Source organism: Hyunsoonleella aquatilis (assembly GCF_014270105.1).
Lineage (GTDB): Bacteria > Bacteroidota > Bacteroidia > Flavobacteriales > Flavobacteriaceae > Jejuia > Jejuia aquatilis.
On the sequence record NZ_JACNMF010000001.1, the window covers coordinates 750,812 to 772,882 of the forward strand.

Consider the following 22,071-nt stretch of genomic DNA (forward strand, 5'->3'; position numbering starts at 1 on the left):
TGGGCATTTTTTTTACGATGTATATTTTTTGTAGTGGGCGAAAATGCGAATTTCTTAATTCGATACTCTAATTTTATCATAACTAAAACTCAAAAACTGACTAAATATGAGACAAAAGTTGATTAACATGCTAATGTTACTTCTTGTATTGCACATTAGTGCACAAAATGTAGACGTTAGTGGAACCGTACTGGACAATACAGGTTTTCCGATTCCCGGTGTTAACGTTATTGTAAAAAACACCACAAAAGGAACAGTAACCGATTTTGACGGTAACTTCACCATCTCAGATGTTGAGACGGGTGCTATTTTAAACTTTAGTTATGTTGGTTACATAACTAAAGAAGTAACTGTAGCAGGAAGTCAAAAATTAGAGATACAACTCGAAGAGGATATTGCTACCCTCGACGAGGTTGTAGTTGTAGGTTATGGTACCCAGAAAAAGAAAGAGGTGACAGGTGCCGTTTCGGTGGTGGATTCCGAAGCCATTGAAAAACTGAATCCGCAGCGTGTGGAGCAAGCCTTGCAAGGTCAAATCGCTGGTGTGAATGTATCTTCCAATTCCGGTTCACCGGGTGCGGGAGCAAACATTCGAATTCGTGGTATTACTACCAACGGGGACAACAAACCTTTAATTCTTGTAGACGGCAACGTTATAGAAGATCTTTCGGTGCTGAACCCTAATGACATCAAAAGTATAAATGTACTGAAAGATGCCACTGCAGGTATTTATGGTGTTCGTGGTGCAAATGGTGTTATCTTGATTACGACCAAAACGGGTAGAAAGGAATCCGAGCTAAAGTTTACACTTGATGCTTTTACTGGTTTTCAGGCTACCAGCAAGAAAATAGATTTGCTAAGTCCCTACGACTTTGCAATCTTCGTAAATGATGCTTTTGATGAAACGAGATATTTTGTTTATCCGCAGGAAGGCACCGATTGGCAGGATGAAGTGTTTCAAACGGCTGCCATTAGCGACTTAAACTTCGGAGCTAGCGGTGGTGGAAAGAAATCGTCTTACAGTTTCGGTGTAGCCTATTTAAACCAAGATGGTATTGTTGGTGGCGGAAAATCTAATTTCGAAAGGGTTACTGCAAGATTATCATATAACTACGATATTCTTGATAATCTAAAGTTGACCACCACAGGGCTTTATACAAATTCTACTAAAAACAATTTGCCTGAAGGAGGTATAGGAACCCCCCTGTATAATGCTGTAAACATCAATCCTGATTTACCTATTTATGATGAAAACGGAAACTTTTCATTAGCGGAAAGTGTTTCCAGTATAGAGGTTGTCAATCCCTTGGCCCAAATAGCTAATAATCACAATATCTCCAGGACAGACAGATATAGTGGTACTATCGGGTTGGATTATACGTTTTTTGAAAAATTTACTGTAAGTTCTAAGCTTCAAATTAATTATTCAAATGTGTTAGATGATGTCTTTAGGCCGGTAGTTGACTTTGGTAATGGAGGCAGTAAATCTGGTTCTCGAACGGAGAATGAAGTTCAGGATTTTAGTGCCCTATATACCGATTACACTTGGGATAGTTTCATTACTTATAGCGATACCTTGGGCGACGACCATAATGTGACCTTATTACTAGGCACTTCTTCATTTAGAACACGAGGGCATTTTTATGGTGAAACTGGATTCAATTTGGCCAATGGGAGCAACTGGGAAGGAGATGCTTTAGTTGATGGCTGGGTTGGCGATAGGGTTGATGGCCGTGTCGTGCCTAGATTTGATGAAAATGCACTAAAAAATGGTGCTCAGTTCTTCGACACTCGCCTACAATCTATTTTTTCAAGACTACAGTATAATTACAAGGGAAAATACCTCCTGTCGGTCGTAGTGCGTAGGGATGGATCAAGTAATTTCGGACCCAATAATAAATTTGGATATTTCCCCTCCGGGTCTATCGGCTGGAATATTTCCGATGAAGACTTTTGGGGAGAGGGCAAAGTAGTAAATTCTCTGAAGTTAAGAGGTAGTTATGGTATAATAGGAAACGATAGAATAGATGCCTTTAGGTTTATTACTCGACTTGATGGCGAAGCTACTGTGGTGCCAGGTAATGAATCAGGTTTAGGCGATTTGATTTTTGGAACAGCGTCGGGAGTGCCTGGTAACCCAAATTTGAAGTGGGAAGAACAGGAATCTACAAATATCGGTTTTGACGCCAGATTATTTAATAACAAAGTAAGTTTATCTGCTGATGCTTTTAGAAAGCAGACCAAGGATTTATTATTTGCACCTCAGGCTTCAGGATTGATCAATCCTAGTTTGAGCCCAACGAGCTTTCCCCTTGTTAATGCGGGAACTGTAGAAAACAAAGGTCTTGAATTCAGTATTTCTTATAACGACAACTTTTCTGATGACTTTCAATTCAATATAGGATTTAACCTAACGCTATTAGATAATGAAGTAATTTCTGTTAATGGTGAAATACCACCTGTTGGAGGCGAATTTGGTGTGGGTATTAGCCAAACGGGAATTGCGCGTATGGTTCCTGGATTGCCTTTGGGACACTTCTTTGGATATAAGACCAGAGGGATATACCAAACCCAAGCCGAAATTGATGCTTTAAATGCTACAGCGCCAAGTGGAACCTATCACAGCGACAATGGTGGAGCACAAGTTGGAGATTTGATATTCGTGGATATTAATGGGGATGGAGAGATTACACCGGATGATAGAACCGTAATTGGAGACCCTATTGCAGAACTTGCCATGGGCTTTAATATTGGTTTCTCGTATAAGAATTTGGATTTCAGTGCCAATGCTTTTGCATCGGTCGGAAACGATATGATTCGCGATTACGAGCGTAAAGACCCCACCGCTAACATTGGGGATTATGTTTTAGAGCGTTGGCAAGGAACAGGTACCAGCAACTCAGTACCAAGAGTTACTGCGGGTGGTTCAATTAACCAAAACCTCTTATCCGATTTCTATGTAGAAGATGCTTCATTTCTACGCTTACAAAATGCACAAATAGGATATACTGTTAATCCTGAGGTAATGCAAAGTATAGGCATTGACAAATTAAGGATATACGTTGCTGGTAACAACTTATTTACCATCACAGATTATAAAGGTTTTGATCCTTCAGCGGGTTCAGATACACCTATCGGAAACGGAATTGATAAAGGATTTTATCCGGTTGCTAAATCTTATTTACTAGGAATAAACGTCAAATTTTAAAAAAGTTATGAAAAGAATGAAAAAATTAAAGTATGTGTTGTTGTTGCTGATTTTCGCAATTCCTTCATGTGATGACTTTGTGGAAGTGGAACCGGCAGGAGATACAGATGAAAGTTTTTTTAGCACAGAACAGCAATATGAAGACGCACTGGTTGGAGCGTACGACCTATTACAGGCCACGTTTTGGAACGTGCTTACAGGTGTAGTGGCTTCAGATGATTTTATTGCCGGGGGTGATTCGTTTACAATTGATCAGCCAACGTTGCAAAACGTAAACTATCTAACACAAACTCCCTCGGACAATAACCAATTAAGGGATATTTGGACCTTGATGTACGCTGGTTTAAACCGTACAAATTTCCTTCTAGAAAACAAGGATAAATTGGATTTTGCAGGTAAGGAAGAAATTATAGCGCAAGGCTACTTCTTAAGAGCCTATTACACTTTCGAACTTGCCAAATTTTTTGGTAACGTCCCAATGAAAGTTGAAGAGCGTGGAGGTGTCAGTAGAATTGTGGATGCCAGAGTAGTACCTGGAGATCAGTTCGCAATGGAAAGAACAACAAGCGTTTCGGCAATTTACGGCCTTATACAGGAAGACCTTAAAGAAGCAATAGCCGGATTACCAGCCACGCAGGATTTGCCATTCAGGGCAACCAGGAGTGCGGCCCAAGCATTATTGGGGAAAGTCTATTTATATGATGGCAAATTTACCGAGGCGGCTACCGTGTTAAATCAGGTAATTTCAAGTGGACAGTACAGCCTAACTACTGGTGATGATTTCCTTAACATGTTTACTACTGCCGGGGAAAATGGACCCGAGTCCGTTTTTGAAATTCAATATACCAACGTAGAAGGAGCCGGATGGGATTGCCTTGCGTGTAGTGAAGGATCTTATTTTGTTCAGTTTAATGGGCCAAGATCTCCTTTTGACGATCCTGTATATGCATCGGGTTGGGGCTTTAATTTGCCGACACAACAATTGTACGACTTATACGATGCAAATGATATGCGTAGAGATATCACCATTTTTGACCTTAGAGAATTGAGGGATTCTGGTGGCAATTATTCAGCGCCAAGGGAAGATACAGGTTTTTACAATCACAAGTATATGCCAAGAAAGTCTGATAAATCAGGGAATGCCAGTACAGCTGAATTGGTTCATAAAAATAATTACAGGGCTATCAGATATGCTGATGTATTGTTAATGGCAGCTGAGGCCGAAGCACAAAGCGGAGGTTCAAATGCCGAAAATTATCTGAATCAGGTTAGGGCGCGTGCATATGGCAATAATAGTATGGATTATACTTCTGGTGAAGGGCCACTTATAGACGCCATTTATGAGGAACGTCGTAAGGAATTGGCAGGAGAAGGGCATAGATTCTTTGATTTGGTAAGAACGGGAAGGGCCAAGGCGGCTTTTGATGAATATAATGCCACGAAACCGGAGGGCTTTGTTGAAATTAATTTTGAGACTGGAAAGCATGAGCTATTCCCAATACCGTTGATTGAATTAGAATTGGCACAGGCCGAAGAGCGATGGGGTCAAAACCCGGGTTATACAAACTAAAGACTAAACTGAATAATGAAAACAATAAAATTTAAAGAGATGAATGTTTTAAAAAAAGGATTTTACATCGCATCCGTACTTTTCCTTAGTATTGTGGCGATATCATGTGAAGAAGATGATGAATTGAATATCATCGCTGGACTGGATTTCAATATTGCTACATTGAACCCCGAGGGTAACAGAGTAGGTGTGATCGCAACAACGGTACCACCGGATGGGCGCATTGTATATACTGTAAATTTTGGCGACCCAAGTGGAGTGGATGTAGCGGATGGTAGTGCAGACCGTACTAAGGATTTAATCCAAAAGACCAGTGGTCCAATGGTTATATATGAGTATCCAGAACTTGAAGAATCAGTACTATACAATATAACCGTTACTGCTTCACTTCCGGGGCGTGAAGATGTTTCTATAACAAAAGAGCACGCGGTTATTTATAAACCTGTTGACACAGGAGGAGGTTCAGGTGGAGGAGGAGGTTCTCCAATTGCTGGTACATGGCGATTAGCGCCCGAGGCTGGAGCCTTAGGTGTAGGCCCTGCTTTGAACGATGTGTCATGGTGGTCAAATGCTGAGGAAGATATTACGACTAGAGATTGTTTGTTTGATGATACCTATGTGTTTAATCCAGATGGTACGTTTCAAAATGTGCTGGGTGCAGAAACTTGGATAGAGCCGTGGCAAGGTGCTGCGGCTGAAGAATGCGGGGCTCCAGTATTTCCACATGATGGAACAGCTTCGGCTACGTATGCCTATGACGCAGGGGCAGGCACAATCACGATTAGCGGTAGAGGTGCTTTCCTTGGGTTGTCAAAAGTTACAAATGAAGGAGAATTGGCTAGCCCAGGTGATGCGCCAGAATCTGTTACCTATATGGTTACACTTTCTGACGACGGAAACACTATGGAACTTGATATTAACTTTGGTCCTGGATTCTGGTCGTTTAAACTTATAAAAGATGTGCCTCCAGCTATTACTGGTACTTGGAGATTAGCACCGGAGGCTGCGGCTTTAGGTGTTGGTCCAGTAAAAGATGACGTGTCTTGGTGGTCAAATGCTTCTGAAGATGTTACTACAAGAGCTTGTTTATTTGACGATCAGTATGTGTTCAATTCTGATGGTACCTTCCAAAATATTTTAGGAGACCAAACCTGGTTGGAGCCATGGCAAGGCGCATCTGCTGAGGAGTGCGGAACGCCTGTATTCCCTCATGACGGCACGGCTTCTGCAACTTATGACTATGACGAAGGAGCGGGTACTTTAACTATAGATGGACGGGGTGCTTTCTTAGGATTGGCAAAAGTGACCAACGCTGGAGAACTTGCTTCTCCTGGAGATACTCCAGATTCCGTAACTTATGAAATTACGGTGTCCGATGATGGAAATACAATGGAGCTTGACATTAATTTTGGTCCAGGGTATTGGTCTTTCAAATTGGTTAAGGACGTGCCACCTGCAGATCCTTTGGTAGGAACTTGGAAGTTAGCGCCGGAAGCTGCTGCATTAGGTGTTGGTCCAGTAAAAGACGATGTGTCATGGTGGTCTAATGCATCAGAAGATGTTACTGGAAGAGCATGCTTGTTTGATGATGAGTATGTATTTAATAATGACGGCACTTTCCAGAATATTTTAGGAGACCAAACCTGGTTGGAGCCATGGCAAGGAGCGTCTGCTGAGGAATGTGGAACCCCAGTATTCCCTCATGACGGTACTGCTTCAGCAACTTATGACTATGATGAAGGAGCGGGTACTATAACTATCGATGGTAGAGGTGCTTTCTTAGGCTTGTCTAAAGTGACTAATGCAGGTGAGCTGGCAGCCCCTGGTGATGCACCAGATTCTGTTACTTATGAAATCACACTCTCTGATGGTGGGAATACCATGGAGCTTGATATTAATTTCGGTCCTGGGTATTGGTCCTTCAAACTGGTAAAGCAGTAAGCTGAACAGTGATAGAGAAATTTAGATACAGGGCGGTATCTGTAATGATATCGCTTTTGTTTCTGAATTAGAATAATCAATTCACATCAACATAACTAAATCAAATATGAAAAACAATTTATTAAGATTAGTGTTTCTTTTGCTTACTTCTGCACTATTTGCTCAGGCCAACAAAGTCGAGATAGTAAAGAATGACCAGGGAACCAAATTAGTCGTAGATGGCAAAGACTTCATGATGAATGGGATTAATTGGGACTACGTACCGATTGGTACTGATGTTACTAATGCCAATTTCTGGGAGTTATCTGACGATGTTATTAAAGCAGGATTGGATACTGAAATGGGGCTACTTAAAAACATGAACGTCAATGTTGTAAGACAATATGTAGGTGTTCCAGCAAAGTGGGTCACATATATTTACGAAAAGTATGGTATTTATACCCTCTTGAATCACTCATTTGGCCGCTATGGGCTCACATTGGATGGTGTTTGGACACCAGTTACAATTTATACTGATGAGAAAACCCAAGAACAGTTGGTGTCTGATATGATGAAATTGGTTGAAGACTACAAGGATGTTCCGGGGGTTTTGATGTATATGATGGGTAATGAGAATAACTATGGACTGTTTTGGGCAGGAAATGAAACTGAGGATTTTCCTGAAGGTGAGGAGCAAAAAAGGGCTGTTGGAGAAAAAAGGGGAAGACCCATGTACAGGCTCATGAACGACGTGGCCAAAAAAATGAAGGAAATGGACCCTCATCACCCTGTTGCTATATGTAATGGAGACGTTTTGTTCATTGATATTATTGCAGAAGAATGTAAAGACGTTGATGTGTACGGGGCTAACACCTATCGAGGAGAATCATTTGGGGACTTCTTCCAGGTGGTAAAAGACAAACTGGATAAACCGGTAATGTTTACCGAGTTTGGAGCGGATGCCTATAACGCCTTAGCGGATAAAGAAGACCAATACTGGCAAGCACATTATAATCTGCTAAATTGGAAAGAGATTTATGAAAATGCGGCTGGTATGGGCAAAGTTGGAAACTCAATCGGTGGATTTACATTTCAATTTAGTGATGGTTGGTGGAAATTAGGTTTTGATGATAGAGAAAATGCCGATATACATGATACAGGTGCGTCTTGGAGCAATGGAGGGTATTACCACGATACAAAGAATGGCTCCAATAACATGAACGAGGAGTGGTTTGGTATTTGTGCTAAGGGCCCCACAGATGCCCGTGGCTTATATGATTTGTATCCTAGAGCTTCATATTACACCTTAAAAGAGGCTCACGCCTTAAATCCTTATGAAGAGGGGATGAGTTTGGATTTTGTCCAAAACTATTTTAAAAATATCAATATCATGGATGCGGTTTTAAAGGCACGCGGAGATAGGGCGGCCCTTAATACTAGTGATATGGATAGGCTTAGTATCAGCAGATTATCTGCTAGATTTACGACATTCAATACGGGGGGATCATTAATTACTACTCCGGAAACTGCAGATCCTGATGATGCCTTAACCTTTCCCAATGAACTTGGCTTCGATCACATGCAATCCTACTTTGTTGGCATTCAAGGAAAACCCGCGTCAAATATGACCGCCAATGTTGATGTCAATATTTTGGGCAATGTCGCAAGTAATCCTATAAATGAAATATTTTATGAAAACGTTGGGCGGCCTGTGGCAGTAACCAATGTTCAGGGAGAACAAGTCACTTTAACGGATAATAACCGTGTTCGCGTGTATCAGGCGGAATTTGATTGGAAGGCAAAGGATTTCGATTTAAGAGGATTTTACAGAACAGGACATTACCATTGGGCCTATGAAGGCGATTTCTTCAACTTATATCCCGAAGCTAACTATGGCCCTAATTTGGATATTTACAACGGTGAAATCCTAGGATTTGAAGTGGACGCCAAAGGTGAATTGGAAGGGCTAAAGGCAGCTTTCGGTCCACAATTATGGTGGGGAGCCAACCCAACAATGCTTTTGAAATATTCGACACATATAGCTAAATGGGACGTTACGGGGATTTATCATAGAGATTTAAATACCGACCTTGAGTTTGACGACAATGGAAGACGTGTTTTAAATCAAAATCAAGTGAGATCGGGTATTATTCCTGCATGGCCAACAGAAAGAGCTACTGTAGCTATGGAAAGGGATTTTGGGAAACTTGGCCTTACCCTCGGAGCAATTTGGGGCGGAAGACCATTAAACGGCAGTTCCTATCAAGTTTATGAAGAGGGAGCTGATGTGGTTTTGGTTGATAAAATTAACAGCAACGATAATTGGGGAGCCAAGGCCAAAATCACCTATCAGAACGGACCGTTTAATTGGTACGCCCAAGGGTCTTACATGGGCTTAGTTGCTAATGGAGGTTTCGACCAAACCAGAACATTTACGGGATGGAGATTGAAAGATTCAGGTAGTGGTAACATGACCAACTTTCTTACCGGATTGACGTTTTCTGTTGGGGATCTGCAGATAGCTCCAAACTTTATGTGGCAAAAGCCATTGGTTGATCCTATGCCTAATGGAGGTCCTGCTCCAGGAAGATTAAGAAACGTGATTGATGATCCTTTTGCGGTAAGAAATGGTAACAGAGAAACATCGGCAGGTGAAATTTTGCTGACTTACGATCCCACCCCTGGTACATGGATGTATGCTTGGGATAACGATAGAGCGGAAGACGCCAAACTGGCTTTAAGCGCAGGTTTTGTTTACAAACACCTTCCCACCACTATGGACGGTCATGTTGGTTTCTTTGCTAACCGTACATTTTTTGCCTTTGGTGAAACAGCACCCGCTGTGGATTTGTGGGAGGCACATGCACGAGTGGTTTCAAAAATTGGACAAGACTTTGGGCTTATAGGTAATTTCTACTACGGAAATGGTCAGGCCAATGGTGATTCGGATAGGACTATCACACGTTTCGGAGCTGACCTAAGAGTAATTATGGATAAAATAAAAATCATGTCTCATTTTAAGGTAAATGATTGGGGACCATTTGACTACCATCGCGATTTTAACTTGACATATCCATTACAAATGATGTTGGACGTATCAACAACTTTAGGAAAGCCAGATTGGTTTATCCTGCCTAGTACCCAAATTGGTGTTAGAGGTACGTGGCGCTCTATGGATCAAAACTCTCCAAGGTATAGTCCAAATGCGGTAACCGAGACTTTTCCCCCCCAGCAAGTAATAAGTTCTGTTGGATTTCCTAATGGATCAGAATGGGAGATAAGAACGTACATACACATTAATATTGGTAAATAAAACGGCATTAATTATGAAAAAAATAATTTTTAAATATCACATTTTGTTCTCTGTTTTGGGGTTAATATGTGTAGTAGCGAGCTGTGAAAGAGGGTTTTCTGACGACATCGATTTTGCCACTTTTCCGAGCAATGGAGACATATTTACTGATGTACCCGTAAGCTTAAACGATTCGGTATTTATATCGTTTGATCCAGCGACAGGAGCCAATATAAACGGCTTTGATGTTGATAATAATGAAGCTTATGAAGGCACCACATCAATTAGAATTGATGTGCCAACACCAACAAATCCGGATGGAGGTTATATAGGGGGTATTTTTAAAGACCGAGGAGAAGGTAGGGATTTAACAGGTTATGATGCCTTAACATTTTGGGCAAAGGGTTCAACTACTGCAAGTGTTGCTACATTTGGATTCGGCACTGACTTTCTTGATAATAAATATGCGGTTAATTTGAATGATGTCGAATTATCTACAACATGGAGTAAAATTATTATTCCTATACCAGACCCATCAAAATTGGTTCAAGAAAAAGGAATGTTCCTTTTTTCGGCAAATACGAATAGTACCAACGGTGCTGGCTTTACATTTTGGATTGATGAGCTGAAGTTTGAGAAGCTTGGTACAGTAGCCCAGCCAAGGCCCGCAATTCTTGGAGGCCAAGATCAAACTGCACAGGCCAATGTAGATAGCTCTGTTCCAATTATTGGATTGTCACAAACATTTAATGTTCTTAATGTTGAAGGTAAAGGCCGTGATGTTACTGTAGTTGCCTCACCTTCTTATTTTGATTTTGAAACCTCAAACCCGTTTGTGGCTTCGGTAAATGACAGAGGTCTAGTTACAATTGTTGGTGAGGGTAACATCGATCCAAATACGGGACAACCTGATAATAAAGCTACAATTACAGCAAAGCTGGGTGATGTTCAAGCGGCGGGATCTTTAACGGTAGAAGCCGTAGACCTTAATGTACTTTCAATTTTTAGTGATGTATTTGCCAATGTTCCTGTCGATAATTACAACGGTTTTTACATCGACGGCTTTCAAACCACGCTTGGTGGTGCCGTTGAAGAAAATGGGACAAATATTATAGATTACACTATGTTGAATTTCGTAGCCATTGAGTTCTATGGTAGGGATGGAAGTGGCGTGGTGCCTTTGGATGCAACAGAGATGACACATATGCATATTGATGTAAGGGTAAATGAAACGGTTGAAGCTTCTGATTTCTTTAGGATCGAACTTTTCAACAATTTCACTTTAGGTAGTAGCGTATCAGGCGCATATACTATTCCTGGAACAGATTTATTAAGTAACGAGTGGGTGCAGTTTGATATTCCTTTATCCAATTTTGTGGGTCTGAGTGCCCAAGATGCCCTTGGAGCCATAATATTTGTGTCCGACGCTACCATTGCCAATGTGTCCTTAGATAACATTTATTTCTATGCTGAAAATTAATAAACAGAAAAACATGAATATTATAAACAAAGTAAAAACAAAACCGGTTCATTTATTATGTCTCTTATTAACGGCACTAACGCTAGGAGGAATTGCTTTTAGCTGCGATCCGGCTGGCGACCAAGTAGTAACTAATTTTGACACTCTAACGATGAGTGATGAGTTTGATGTTGATGGTGTGCCAAACCCAGCCGTATGGGGCTATGATATCGGAATTGGTGATAACGGTTGGGGGAATAACGAATTGCAGTATTATACTGATAGACCTGAAAATGTTAGAGTGGAAGATGGTATGCTCAAAATTACGGCAATTCAAGAAAGCTTTGAAGGCTCTGGCTACACATCTGCTAGGCTCATAACGAAGGGGTTATTTGAACAACAGTATGGAAGGTTTGAAGCTAGGATGAAACTGCCATTTGGTAAAGGCATGTGGCCAGCTTTTTGGTTATTGGGTGCTAATATTGATGAGATCGGTTGGCCGTTTTGCGGGGAGATTGACATTATGGAGAATGGAGGCTCTTCCCCCGCTACAGTGAATGCGGCCGTGCACGGTCCTGGATATAGTGGTGGAAACCCAATTAAGAAAAAGTATGATTTCCCAAATACACGGGTAGATACGGAGTTCCATGTCTATGGTATTGAATGGGCCCCTAGCTACATTAATTATTATGTAGATGACGTTCTGTACTTTCAGATCACTCCGGCTAGTTTAGATGAGAAAGATGTTGATAGGTCTCAGTGGGTCTTTGATAATGGACCATTTTTCATGATTATCAACTTAGCTGTGGGTGGTAATTTTGATGGAAATCCAAATGAAGATACTGTCTTTCCTCAGACCATGTACATCGACTATGTAAGAGTGTACGCGGCAGATTGAATAACTTTTTATTAAAGGGTTGGTTTTGATTTGTGAAAACCAACCCTTTAAAAGCTACAACCAAACTATGATTGTTACAGAATTAGATAATGTTTCAAAAGAAACTAAAGGCATAACAGGCGAATTGGTCACTTTTAATAACGAAACGTATTTCAAAATTTCGAACAGTGATAAGATGCGCCCGTTTTTTATGAGTATTGTGAGCGACTCCAACCACTGGATGTTTATCTCAAGTAATGGAGGTTTAACGGCTGGTCGCAAAAATGCCGACTATTCGTTGTTCCCTTATTATACTGACGATAAGATTACTGAAATGGCAGAAATAACAGGAAGCAAAGCCATTTTTAGAGTCCATAAAAACGGAAAAACCCATTTATGGGAACCCTTTTCCATTCGTCAGGCAGGGCTATATGAAACCCAAACCAACCTGTATAAAAACATATACGGGAATAAAATAATTTTCGAGGAAAACAATCTGGATTTAGGTTTGACCTTTAGATACGAATGGAATTCTAGCAACCAATTTGGTTTTGTAAAAAAGTCGTCGTTAATCAATAATACGGGTGATGCTGTTGAAATTTCGGTTTTGGATGGTCTTCAAAATATTTTACCTGCAAGTGTTACGGCAGATTTACAAAATATCAGAAGTAACCTCGTCGATGCCTATAAGAAAAGCGAACTACAGTCTGAAGTTGGTCTTGGCATTTATGCTTTAAGCTCTGTTATCGTGGATAAGGCAGAACCGAGTGAAGCTTTAAAGGCAAATATCGTGTGGTTCACTGGACTGGATAATCCAACGTATTTGATTTCGTCCTTGCAGCTGGATGCTTTTAGAAGAGGAAATCCTGTGTCTCAGGAAGTAGATATGAAGGCTGAAAAAGGCGCTTACTTTGTGGCTTCCCACATAGCTTTAGGGCCTGATTCGGAAGAAAGTTGGAGGTTTATAGCGAATGTTAATCAATCCATTTCGGATGTAGTCGAAATTTCAGAATTCATTAAAAATGAATCCGATTTGGAGACTGCTCTCCAAAAAAATATTGATTTAGGAACTGCAAATCTTATTGATTTAACAGCATCATCTGATGGCCTTCAATTAACGGAAGACCCGTTGACCAACATGAGGCATTTTTCAAACACGCTTTTCAATATCATGCGTGGTGGAATTTTTGACAATGGCTACACAATTGAAAAAACGGATTTCTTAAAATACATCGAGCATGCGAACAAGGATGTTTTCAAGGAAAAGAAAACTAGTTTAAATGCCTTGGGTGAAACCTTCACTTTGGGAACTATTCAGAATTTGGCAGATCAGGATGACAACAAGGATTTCCAACGTTTGTGTTTTGAATACCTGCCATTAAAATTCAGCAGAAGGCACGGTGACCCAAGTCGCCCATGGAACAAGTTTTCCATCAATACACGAAGTGAAGTTGACGGTTCAAAAATTTTGGATTATGAAGGCAACTGGCGTGATATTTTCCAAAACTGGGAAGCTTTGGCGCATTCATATCCCGAGTATATCGAAGGAATGATCCACAAGTTTTTGAATGCGACTACTTTTGAGGGCTACAACCCTTACAGAGTAACCAAAGGTGGATTTGATTGGGAGGTTATCGAGGAGCACGACCCATGGTCTTATATTGGCTATTGGGGAGATCATCAAATTATCTATTTGTTGAAATTCCTGGAATTCGTTGAAGACCATTATCCTGGGAGATTGGAAAAACGTTTCAATCAGGACATATTTGTTTATGCCAATGTGCCTTATATCATCAAAAGTTACGAGGACACTTTGAAGAATCCCAAGGATACGATTGATTTTGATTATAAGCTCGACCAAACGATTCACAAAAGAAGAGATGTGTTGGGCGCCGATGGGGCATTGTTGTTAGACAAGAATTCCAAAATATACAGGGTCAATTTTATTGAAAAACTATTGACTACGGTACTTTCTAAAATATCAAACTTCATCCCTGAGGGTGGTATTTGGTTAAACACACAACGCCCAGAATGGAACGATGCCAATAATGCCTTGGTGGGTAATGGTGTGTCAATGGTAACGCTTTACTATATCTATCGCTTCCTGAATTTCTTTGAAGGAATTATAAAAAAATCAAAGGTAGCGGAAGTTGAGGTTTCTGAAGAACTCATGGAATTTTTCAATGGTGTTTTAAATACACTTTTGGATAATGCCTCTATCTTATCTGGAGGTATTTCAGATAAAGACCGAAAAACAGTTTTGGACGGTTTGGGAACCGCAGGTAGCAAGTATAGGGAAACTATTTATGCCAAAGGGTTTTCAAATGAAAAATCGACGCTTAGCCTAGAAGCTATTTTAGGTTTTATTGAAGTTACCAAATCCTATTTGGAACATAGTATCGATGCCAATAAACGTGAGGACAATATGTATCACGCTTATAATTTGATGACGGTTGAAAACGACAACGAGGTGTCCATTTCTTACCTATCGGAAATGTTGGAGGGCCAAGTGGCCGCCCTAAGTGCAGGCTATCTTTCTCCGAATCAAGCCTTGAGTTTGTTAGATGGTTTAAAAAATAGTGCATTGTTCAGGGATGATCAATACAGTTATATTTTATATCCAAACAAAGAATTGCCTCGATTTGATACAAAGAACAACATTCCTGCTAGTAAGGTGGAACAGTCAGCTTTGCTCAGAAAATTAATTACTGACGGCAATAGGCAGATTGTAGAAAAAGATGTGAATGGTGGATTTCATTTTAACGGAAATTTCAACAACGCCAATAGTCTAAAAGACGCACTGAGCAATTTGGATGATGAATATGCGCTTTTGGTCAATAAAGACGAAGCCTATTTGCTTCAGGTTTTTGAGGATATTTTTGACCATAAATCCTTTACGGGGCGCTCAGGAACCTTCTTCGGATATGAAGGTTTGGGTTCTATTTATTGGCACATGGTTTCTAAATTGTTGCTGGCGGTGCAGGAAAACTGTGTGTCCGCTATTAATGGAAATGAAGAAGATGCCATTATTGGACGACTTTTGGATCATTATTACGAAATAAATGCAGGTATCGGTGTACACAAATCACCTGAACTATACGGTGCTTTTCCGACTGATCCTTATTCGCATACCCCAGCCACAAAAGGCGCGCAACAGCCCGGAATGACCGGTCAGGTTAAGGAGGATATTCTTAGCCGATTTGGAGAATTGGGCGTATTTGTGGAAGATGGTCAAATCGCTTTCAAACCAAGTTTATTGCAGAAAAAGGAATTTTTGGATACACCAAAAACTTTCCAATATACTGACGTTAACAAACAGGAGCAAAGCATTGAGATTAAAGAGGATACTTTATGTTTCACCTATTGCCAAGTGCCTATCATTTATCAATTATCCGAAAACGAAGGAATGCGAATCGTGTTTAATGACGGACGAGAAATTGACGCTGATAGCCTGAGCTTAAATGCAGATGTATCCCAATCGCTTTTTGAACGAAAGGGCGAAGTGAAGGAAATTATAGTTTCCGTAAACAAATAGAAATCAAAATATGATAAAATAACAAGAAGCCATTGACTTCTAATAGTATTACTAATGCAAAAACCCAATAATAAGACCAAGACGGAAAAGCAGCTTACTGCTGCCGATATTTTAGGTAATCCTAAATATTTAGCCATTTCGTATGGTGGCTATCGCAAAAATACACGTGATATACAACCCACAATTCCCGAGTTAAAGGAGGATATGAAAATCCTTGCGGTAATGGGCATTAAACTATTGCGCACTTATAATGTGCAGTTTGAAGAAGTCCCTAATTTGTTAAAGGCAATTAGCGAATTAAAGGATGAAGACTCGTCTTTTGAAATGTATTTGATGTTAGGGGCCTGGGTAGATTGTAAAAACGCTTGGACTGATCTAGTACCAAACCATGAGATAGAAAGCGAGCACAACGCAAGCGAAATTGACCGAGCCGTTGCTTTAGCCCAACAGTATCCAGATATCGTAAAGATTATTGCGGTGGGTAACGAAGCTATGGTGCACTGGGCAACGAGTTATTTCGTACGTCCGAATGTGATACTCAAATGGGTTAATCACTTACAAAACTTGAAGAAAATAGGCGAGTTGCCCAAGGAGTTGTGGATTACCAGTTCAGACGATTTTTCATCTTGGGGAGGAGGGGATCCGGCTTATCATACTGAGGATTTGAACGATCTTATCAGAGCGGTGGATTATATTTCGATGCATACATACCCTATGCATAATTCCCATTACAATCCTGAGTTTTGGATAGTTCCAGATAACGAAGCGGAACTATCGGACATAGATAAAATCGAATCGGCCATGCAACGTGCATTGTTGTTTTCACAAAAACAGTTTGATGGTGTGGCTAATTATATGAGGCACCTGGGGATTAATAAACCGGTTCATATTGGAGAAACAGGGTGGGCCACATTGTCCAATGAGCATTACGGAGCGGATGGGTCAAAAGCGGCCGATGAATATAAATCTGGAAGATATTTTCAACTCATGAGGGAATGGACAAATTATGAACGAATTTCTTGTTTTTATTTTGAAGCTTTCGATGAACCTTGGAAAGATGCCAATAATCCCTTGGGTTCCGAAAACCATTTCGGATTGATTAACCTTAAAGGCGAAGCAAAGTATGCCATTTGGGATTTGGTGGATAAGGGCGTTTTCAAAGGATTGACCAGAGATGGAAATACCATAACGAAAACCTACAATGGTAACGAAAAAGAGCTGTTAAAGGAGGTACACGTGCCTCCTAAGAGAGAAGAAATAACTATATAATTTGATGATGAAAAAACTATTGTTCATACTTTCAATTTGTTTAATGTACTCCTGTAATAATACAAAAACCAAGGATGTTAACATACAAATAGAAACAACAACACCGTTGGCGGAGGATATTTTTGGCAACCCTGAGTATTTAGCAATGTCATATGGAGGATACCGGTATGCAGATCATGGTAAAGAACCAACAATAGAACAACTTAAGGAAGATCTTAAACTATTAGCTTCCCTTAAGGTTAAGTTGCTTCGTACTTACAAAGTGCATAAACCGCAGGCCATTAATCTGTTACAGGCCATTAGTGAGTTAAAAGCAGAGGATTCAAGTTTTGAAATGTATGTTATGCTTGGTGCTTGGATCGATTGTAAAAATGCATGGACAGATGGAGAGCCAGTGCATAATGAGGAGAGTGCGGCCAATGAAGCACAGATCATCGTAACGGCACATTTAGCAAACAAGTATCCAGATATCGTGAAGGCCATAGCGGTAGGAAACGAAGCCATGGTAAAATGGGCGGCCACGTACTATGTTGAGCCGTGGGTCATCCTAAAGTGGGTAAACTATCTTCAGGGTTTAAAGAAAGAAGGCAAGTTGTCCAAAGATTTATGGATAACCAGCTCAGATAATTTCGCCTCTTGGGGCGGTGGTGGCGAGGAATACCATGTTGAGGATTTAAATAACCTAATTAAAGCAGTTGATTTTCTATCTGTGCACACCTATCCCATGCACGACACACATTATCAACCAGATTTTTGGTTGGAGCAAGAAGGTTTGGAGGGCAAAACGGATATGGAAAAAATTGAAATTTCAATGCTTAGGGCAAAACAGTATGCTATCAATCAATATGAAAACGTAAAAAAATATATGGAAAGCCTTGGGGTAAATAAGCCAATTCATATCGGGGAAACTGGATGGGCAAGTTTTTCTGATGGGCATTACGGCACTAACGGTTCTAAAGCATGCGATGAATATAAAGAAGCATTGTATTATCAGCATATGCGGGATTGGACGAACGAAGCCAAGATGTCCTGTTTCTATTTTGAAGGGTTTGACGAGCCTTGGAAGGGTGGCCCCAACAGCGGCAATTCTGAGAAGCATTTTGGATTGTTCAAAGTAGATGGAAAAGCAAAATACGTGCTATGGGATGAAGTAGATAAAGGCATTTTCAAAGGATTGACAAGAAACGGGAATCCCATTACAAAGACCTATAATGGAGATAAAGAAGCATTAATGAAGGATGTGGAAGTACCACCTACTTCAGAAGAATGGCATGCCAATAAAGAATAAAATCCATACTGATGAAAGCGTTAAGATGTACCATATTGTTTATAGCAACCTTAATAGTGATGAGTTGTAATAATGAGAATAAAGTTTTGGATATTGAAGTTTTCCAAACTTCGGCAAAAGGCAATACGCTTTCAAAAATCACCCAGTTTCAAAAAGCAGACAGTTTAGTGATGCTAAAGCTAAACCCCGAGCAAACGTTTCAAACGATTACGGGTTTTGGAGGTGCATTTACGGAGTCTTCGGCTTTCTTGCTTAATAAGTTGAGTAAGGAAAACCGCAAAAAAATCATTGATGCATATTTCAGCAAAGAGGGCGCCCATTATTCGCTCACAAGAACTCATATGAATTCCTGTGATTTTTCATTAAGCAACTATTCCTATGCGCCAGTTGAAGGGGATAAAAATCTGGAACATTTTACAGTAGAAGAAGACAAAGATGATTTAATCCCTTTCATAAAAGAAGCCATGGCCGCTTCTTCAGATGGGTTTAAAATTTTTGGTTCACCATGGACTGCCCCGCCTTGGATGAAGGATAATAACAATTGGGTTGGGGGAAAATTATTATCTGAATATTACGAGACTTGGGCTTTGTTTTTTTCAAAATATGTAGATGCCTATAAAGCCGAAGGCATCGATATTTGGGGCTTCACGGTTGAGAACGAACCGCTCGGAAATGGAAATAACTGGGAAAGTATGCATTACACTCCTGACGAAATGACCCATTTTGTTCAGAATTATTTAGGGCCAAAATTGGAGGCGGACGGCAAAGGGGATTTAAAGATTTTAGGGTACGATCAAAACAGGGAACATCTAAAAGAGTGGATAGATTCTCAGTATAAAAATGAAGAGACATCCAAGTATTTTGATGGCACGGCCATCCACTGGTATGCCAGTACCTTCCATTATTTTCCCGAAGAACTGCAATATGCCCACAACAAGGCTCCAGACAAACTTTTAATTCAGTCCGAAGCTTGTGCAGATGCCGAAATACCTGTTTGGAAAGATGATGCCTGGTATTGGAAAAAGGAGGCCACGGATTGGGGCTGGGATTGGGCACCGGAAGAAGATAAGCACATGCACCCAAAATATGCACCTGTTAATCGTTATGCTCGTGATATCATTGGTTGCCTTAACAATTGGGTTGATGGATGGGTAGACTGGAATATGGTTTTGGATACAAAGGGAGGGCCAAACTGGTTCAAAAACTGGTGTATCGCTCCGGTTATTGTTGATCCTGAAAAAGATGAGGTGTATTTTACCCCGTTGTACTATACTATGGCGCATTTCAGCAAATACATTCGACCGGGTGCCAAAGTTATTGGTGTGGATAAATCTGATGATGCACTTATGGCAACGGCATCGGAAAATCCTGATGGAACTATTGCTATTGTGCTTTTTAACGAATACCAAACCCCAAAAACCATAAACCTATCGTTACATGACAAACATGTGGAATTTTCGATTGATGCACAAGCCATTCAAACGATTATAATTCCGAAGCAAGAACTAATTACTAACTAAATACAAAATTATGTCTAATGTAAAAACTGCCGCAGGCGATAGAGTGCCATTGGGCCAAAAAGCAGCCTTCGGAGCCGGCCATTTGGTTTTGAACCTGTATCCGGGAGCCCTAGGTTTCTTTATGTTCTTCCTATTGACGGCCTTTGGAATGGATCCGTTTTTAGCAGGACTTTTGGGAGGATTGCCAAGATTTTTTGATGCGATTACCGATCCTATTATGGGGTTTATTTCGGATAACACCAGTTCAAAATGGGGAAGGCGCCGACCTTACATCTTCGTTGGGGGGATACTTAGTGCCATCACCTTTGTATTGCTTTGGCAACTAGACGAAAATAATTCCTCTAACTACAACTTTTGGTATTTCTTAATTATGTCGATGGTATTCCTTATAGGGAATACCATGTTTGCCACGCCATTGGTTGGTTTAGGGTATGAGATGACCTCAGACTATAATGAGCGTACACGATTAATGGCATTTTCCCAAACAGTGGGATTAATAGCCTGGGTAATTGTGCCCTGGTTTTGGGTCATCATTGCAGATCCTGATATTTTCAAGGATCAGGCAGAAGGTGTACGGACCATGGCCATTTATGTGGGAATTGCCTGTTTTATACTTGGAATGTTACCTGCTATCTTCTGCAGAGGTATGGATTCAGGTAATATGGGAGACAGAAAACCGCTGACCTTAAAAACCATTTTTTCCAACGTGAAAGATTTGTTCAAAAGTATTGGTGAGGCTGTTAAGAATAAACCCTTCATGAAATTATGCGGCGCAACGTTTTTAGTCTTCAATGGCTATCAAATTGTAGCATCTTTCAGTTTCTTCATATTTGTGTTTTATATTTTTAATGGAAGTTATGAAGCTACAGCCACATGGCCGGCGTGGTTCAGTTCGGTTGGAGCATTGGTGTCAGCGTTTTTGGTGATTCCTATTGTGTCAAAAATGGCTACCAAATGGGGTAAGAAGAAAGCGTTTATCATTTCGACGGCACTTTCAATTGTAGGTTATGCTTTAAAATGGTGGTCTTTTACCCCAGAGAATGTGTGGTTGTCCTTTATCCCAATTCCTTTGATGTCCTTCGGATTAGGTAGTTTGTTTACCTTGATGATGAGTATGACGGCTGATGTGTGTGATTTGGATGAACTCGTAAACGGAATGCCAAGAAAAGAAGGCACCTTCGGTGCATTATACTGGTGGGTTGTGAAACTTGGGCAGGGCTTGGCATTGGTTTTGGGAGGTCTTGTTTTGAGCATGATAGGATTTGATGGCAATGCGGCCACACAAACCGTTGACACGTTGACTAAACTGAGAATAGCCGATATTGTAATTCCCGTGGTAACCGCTGGTCTCGCTATGTGGGTGATGTGGAAGTATAGCCTAACGGAAGAAAGAGCTAAGGAAATTAAAGCTGAATTGGAAGAGCGGAGAGGCGTACTTAAATAGTAATATGGAAATTAGATAAACAAACTAAAATAAAATGTCAACAAAAGTATTAATCATAGTAGGAGTTGCTCTGCTGGTCATTGCGCTTCTTAGCGGCATAAAAACTAACTCCGGCAAAAGGCTGTTGAGTATAAAGCTTGGAGTGATTTTAGGCGCGATAGGAATTTTATTGATGATATATGCAAGTTATTCATCAAACTTGGTGAACTATAATAGGCAAATTGAGCAGGTTTCCATCGGAAATAAATTGAACATTGATGGCCCGGTAAAATCGACACAAGTGATTTCGCCTATAGATAAAGACTCTGTGGATTGCAGAATTTTAACAATGGGCGTGTATCCTGAGGCTAACAAAAATGATATTTGGGTATTGATCCGGCCAACGGACGATCGCTATTATCCGCAATCTGATCATACCAATACTTCCTATAAAAGAGATGGAGAATGGCAAGTAGTGACGCGTTTTGGAGGAGATTTAGGAGAGGCTTACGATCTAATTGTTTATGAAGCCGATGCACAAGCCTCGCAATTCTTTAGTGCCACCATCGAAGAATGGAAAAAGAACGAGGACTACCCGGGATTGCAATTGGCAGAATTGCCTGCTGGAGCAAAGGAAGTGGATCGAATCAAAATCTATACAAGGAAAAATTGTAGAGGTGTGTTTTAGAATAAAATAAAAAATTAGGAAA

General features: G+C 40.5%; 12 protein-coding genes. All 12 read left to right on the forward strand.

What is annotated here, in order from left to right; genetic code table 11:
* Window positions 1-106: 106 nt before the first annotated feature.
* The 12 genes from H7U19_RS03260 to H7U19_RS03315 all read left to right on the forward strand — a co-directional run bounded on the left by H7U19_RS03260 (window position 107) and on the right by H7U19_RS03315 (window position 22,049).
* Entirely contained in the window at window positions 107-3,208 is a 3,102-nt protein-coding gene (locus H7U19_RS03260) for a SusC/RagA family TonB-linked outer membrane protein (protein ID WP_186558727.1), read from the forward strand.
* A gap of 16 nt (window positions 3,209-3,224) precedes the next feature.
* Window positions 3,225-4,778, forward strand: coding sequence for a RagB/SusD family nutrient uptake outer membrane protein (locus tag H7U19_RS03265; protein ID WP_246454582.1), 1,554 nt, complete (start codon window positions 3,225-3,227; stop codon window positions 4,776-4,778).
* 15 nt (window positions 4,779-4,793) lie between these two features.
* Window positions 4,794-6,719: a hypothetical protein gene (locus H7U19_RS03270; RefSeq protein WP_186558733.1), complete on the forward strand. Its 1,926-nt coding sequence runs from the start codon at window positions 4,794-4,796 to the stop codon at window positions 6,717-6,719.
* A 106-nt stretch (window positions 6,720-6,825) separates the two neighbouring features.
* Window positions 6,826-10,011 carry a glycoside hydrolase family 2 TIM barrel-domain containing protein gene (locus H7U19_RS03275; protein WP_186558736.1) on the forward strand — a complete coding sequence of 1,062 codons (3,186 nt, stop codon included), beginning with the start codon at window positions 6,826-6,828 and terminating at the stop codon, window positions 10,009-10,011.
* A 13-nt stretch (window positions 10,012-10,024) separates the two neighbouring features.
* Window positions 10,025-11,470, forward strand: coding sequence for a carbohydrate-binding protein (locus H7U19_RS03280; RefSeq protein ID WP_186558739.1), 1,446 nt, complete (start codon window positions 10,025-10,027; stop codon window positions 11,468-11,470).
* A gap of 13 nt (window positions 11,471-11,483) precedes the next feature.
* Window positions 11,484-12,347, forward strand: coding sequence for a glycoside hydrolase family 16 protein (locus H7U19_RS03285; protein ID WP_246454583.1), 864 nt, complete (start codon window positions 11,484-11,486; stop codon window positions 12,345-12,347).
* Window positions 12,348-12,414: 67 nt separating this feature from the next.
* Window positions 12,415-15,861 (forward strand): hypothetical protein, encoded by a 3,447-nt coding sequence (locus H7U19_RS03290; protein WP_186558745.1) that lies wholly within the window; start codon window positions 12,415-12,417, stop codon window positions 15,859-15,861.
* Window positions 15,862-15,915: 54 nt separating this feature from the next.
* Window positions 15,916-17,130: a glycoside hydrolase family 17 protein gene (locus H7U19_RS03295; RefSeq protein WP_186558748.1), complete on the forward strand. Its 1,215-nt coding sequence runs from the start codon at window positions 15,916-15,918 to the stop codon at window positions 17,128-17,130.
* Window positions 17,131-17,137: 7 nt separating this feature from the next.
* Window positions 17,138-18,418, forward strand: coding sequence for a glycosyl hydrolase family 17 protein (locus tag H7U19_RS03300; protein ID WP_425489550.1), 1,281 nt, complete (start codon window positions 17,138-17,140; stop codon window positions 18,416-18,418).
* 11 nt (window positions 18,419-18,429) lie between these two features.
* Window positions 18,430-19,938 carry a glycoside hydrolase family 30 protein gene (locus H7U19_RS03305; protein ID WP_186558754.1) on the forward strand — a complete coding sequence of 503 codons (1,509 nt, stop codon included), beginning with the start codon at window positions 18,430-18,432 and terminating at the stop codon, window positions 19,936-19,938.
* 10 nt (window positions 19,939-19,948) lie between these two features.
* A complete protein-coding gene (locus H7U19_RS03310) occupies window positions 19,949-21,382 on the forward strand; it encodes an MFS transporter (RefSeq protein ID WP_186558757.1) in 1,434 nt (477 codons plus the stop codon).
* Between the two features lie 34 nt (window positions 21,383-21,416).
* A complete protein-coding gene (locus tag H7U19_RS03315) occupies window positions 21,417-22,049 on the forward strand; it encodes a hypothetical protein (RefSeq protein WP_186558760.1) in 633 nt (210 codons plus the stop codon).
* Window positions 22,050-22,071 lie beyond the last annotated feature (22 nt).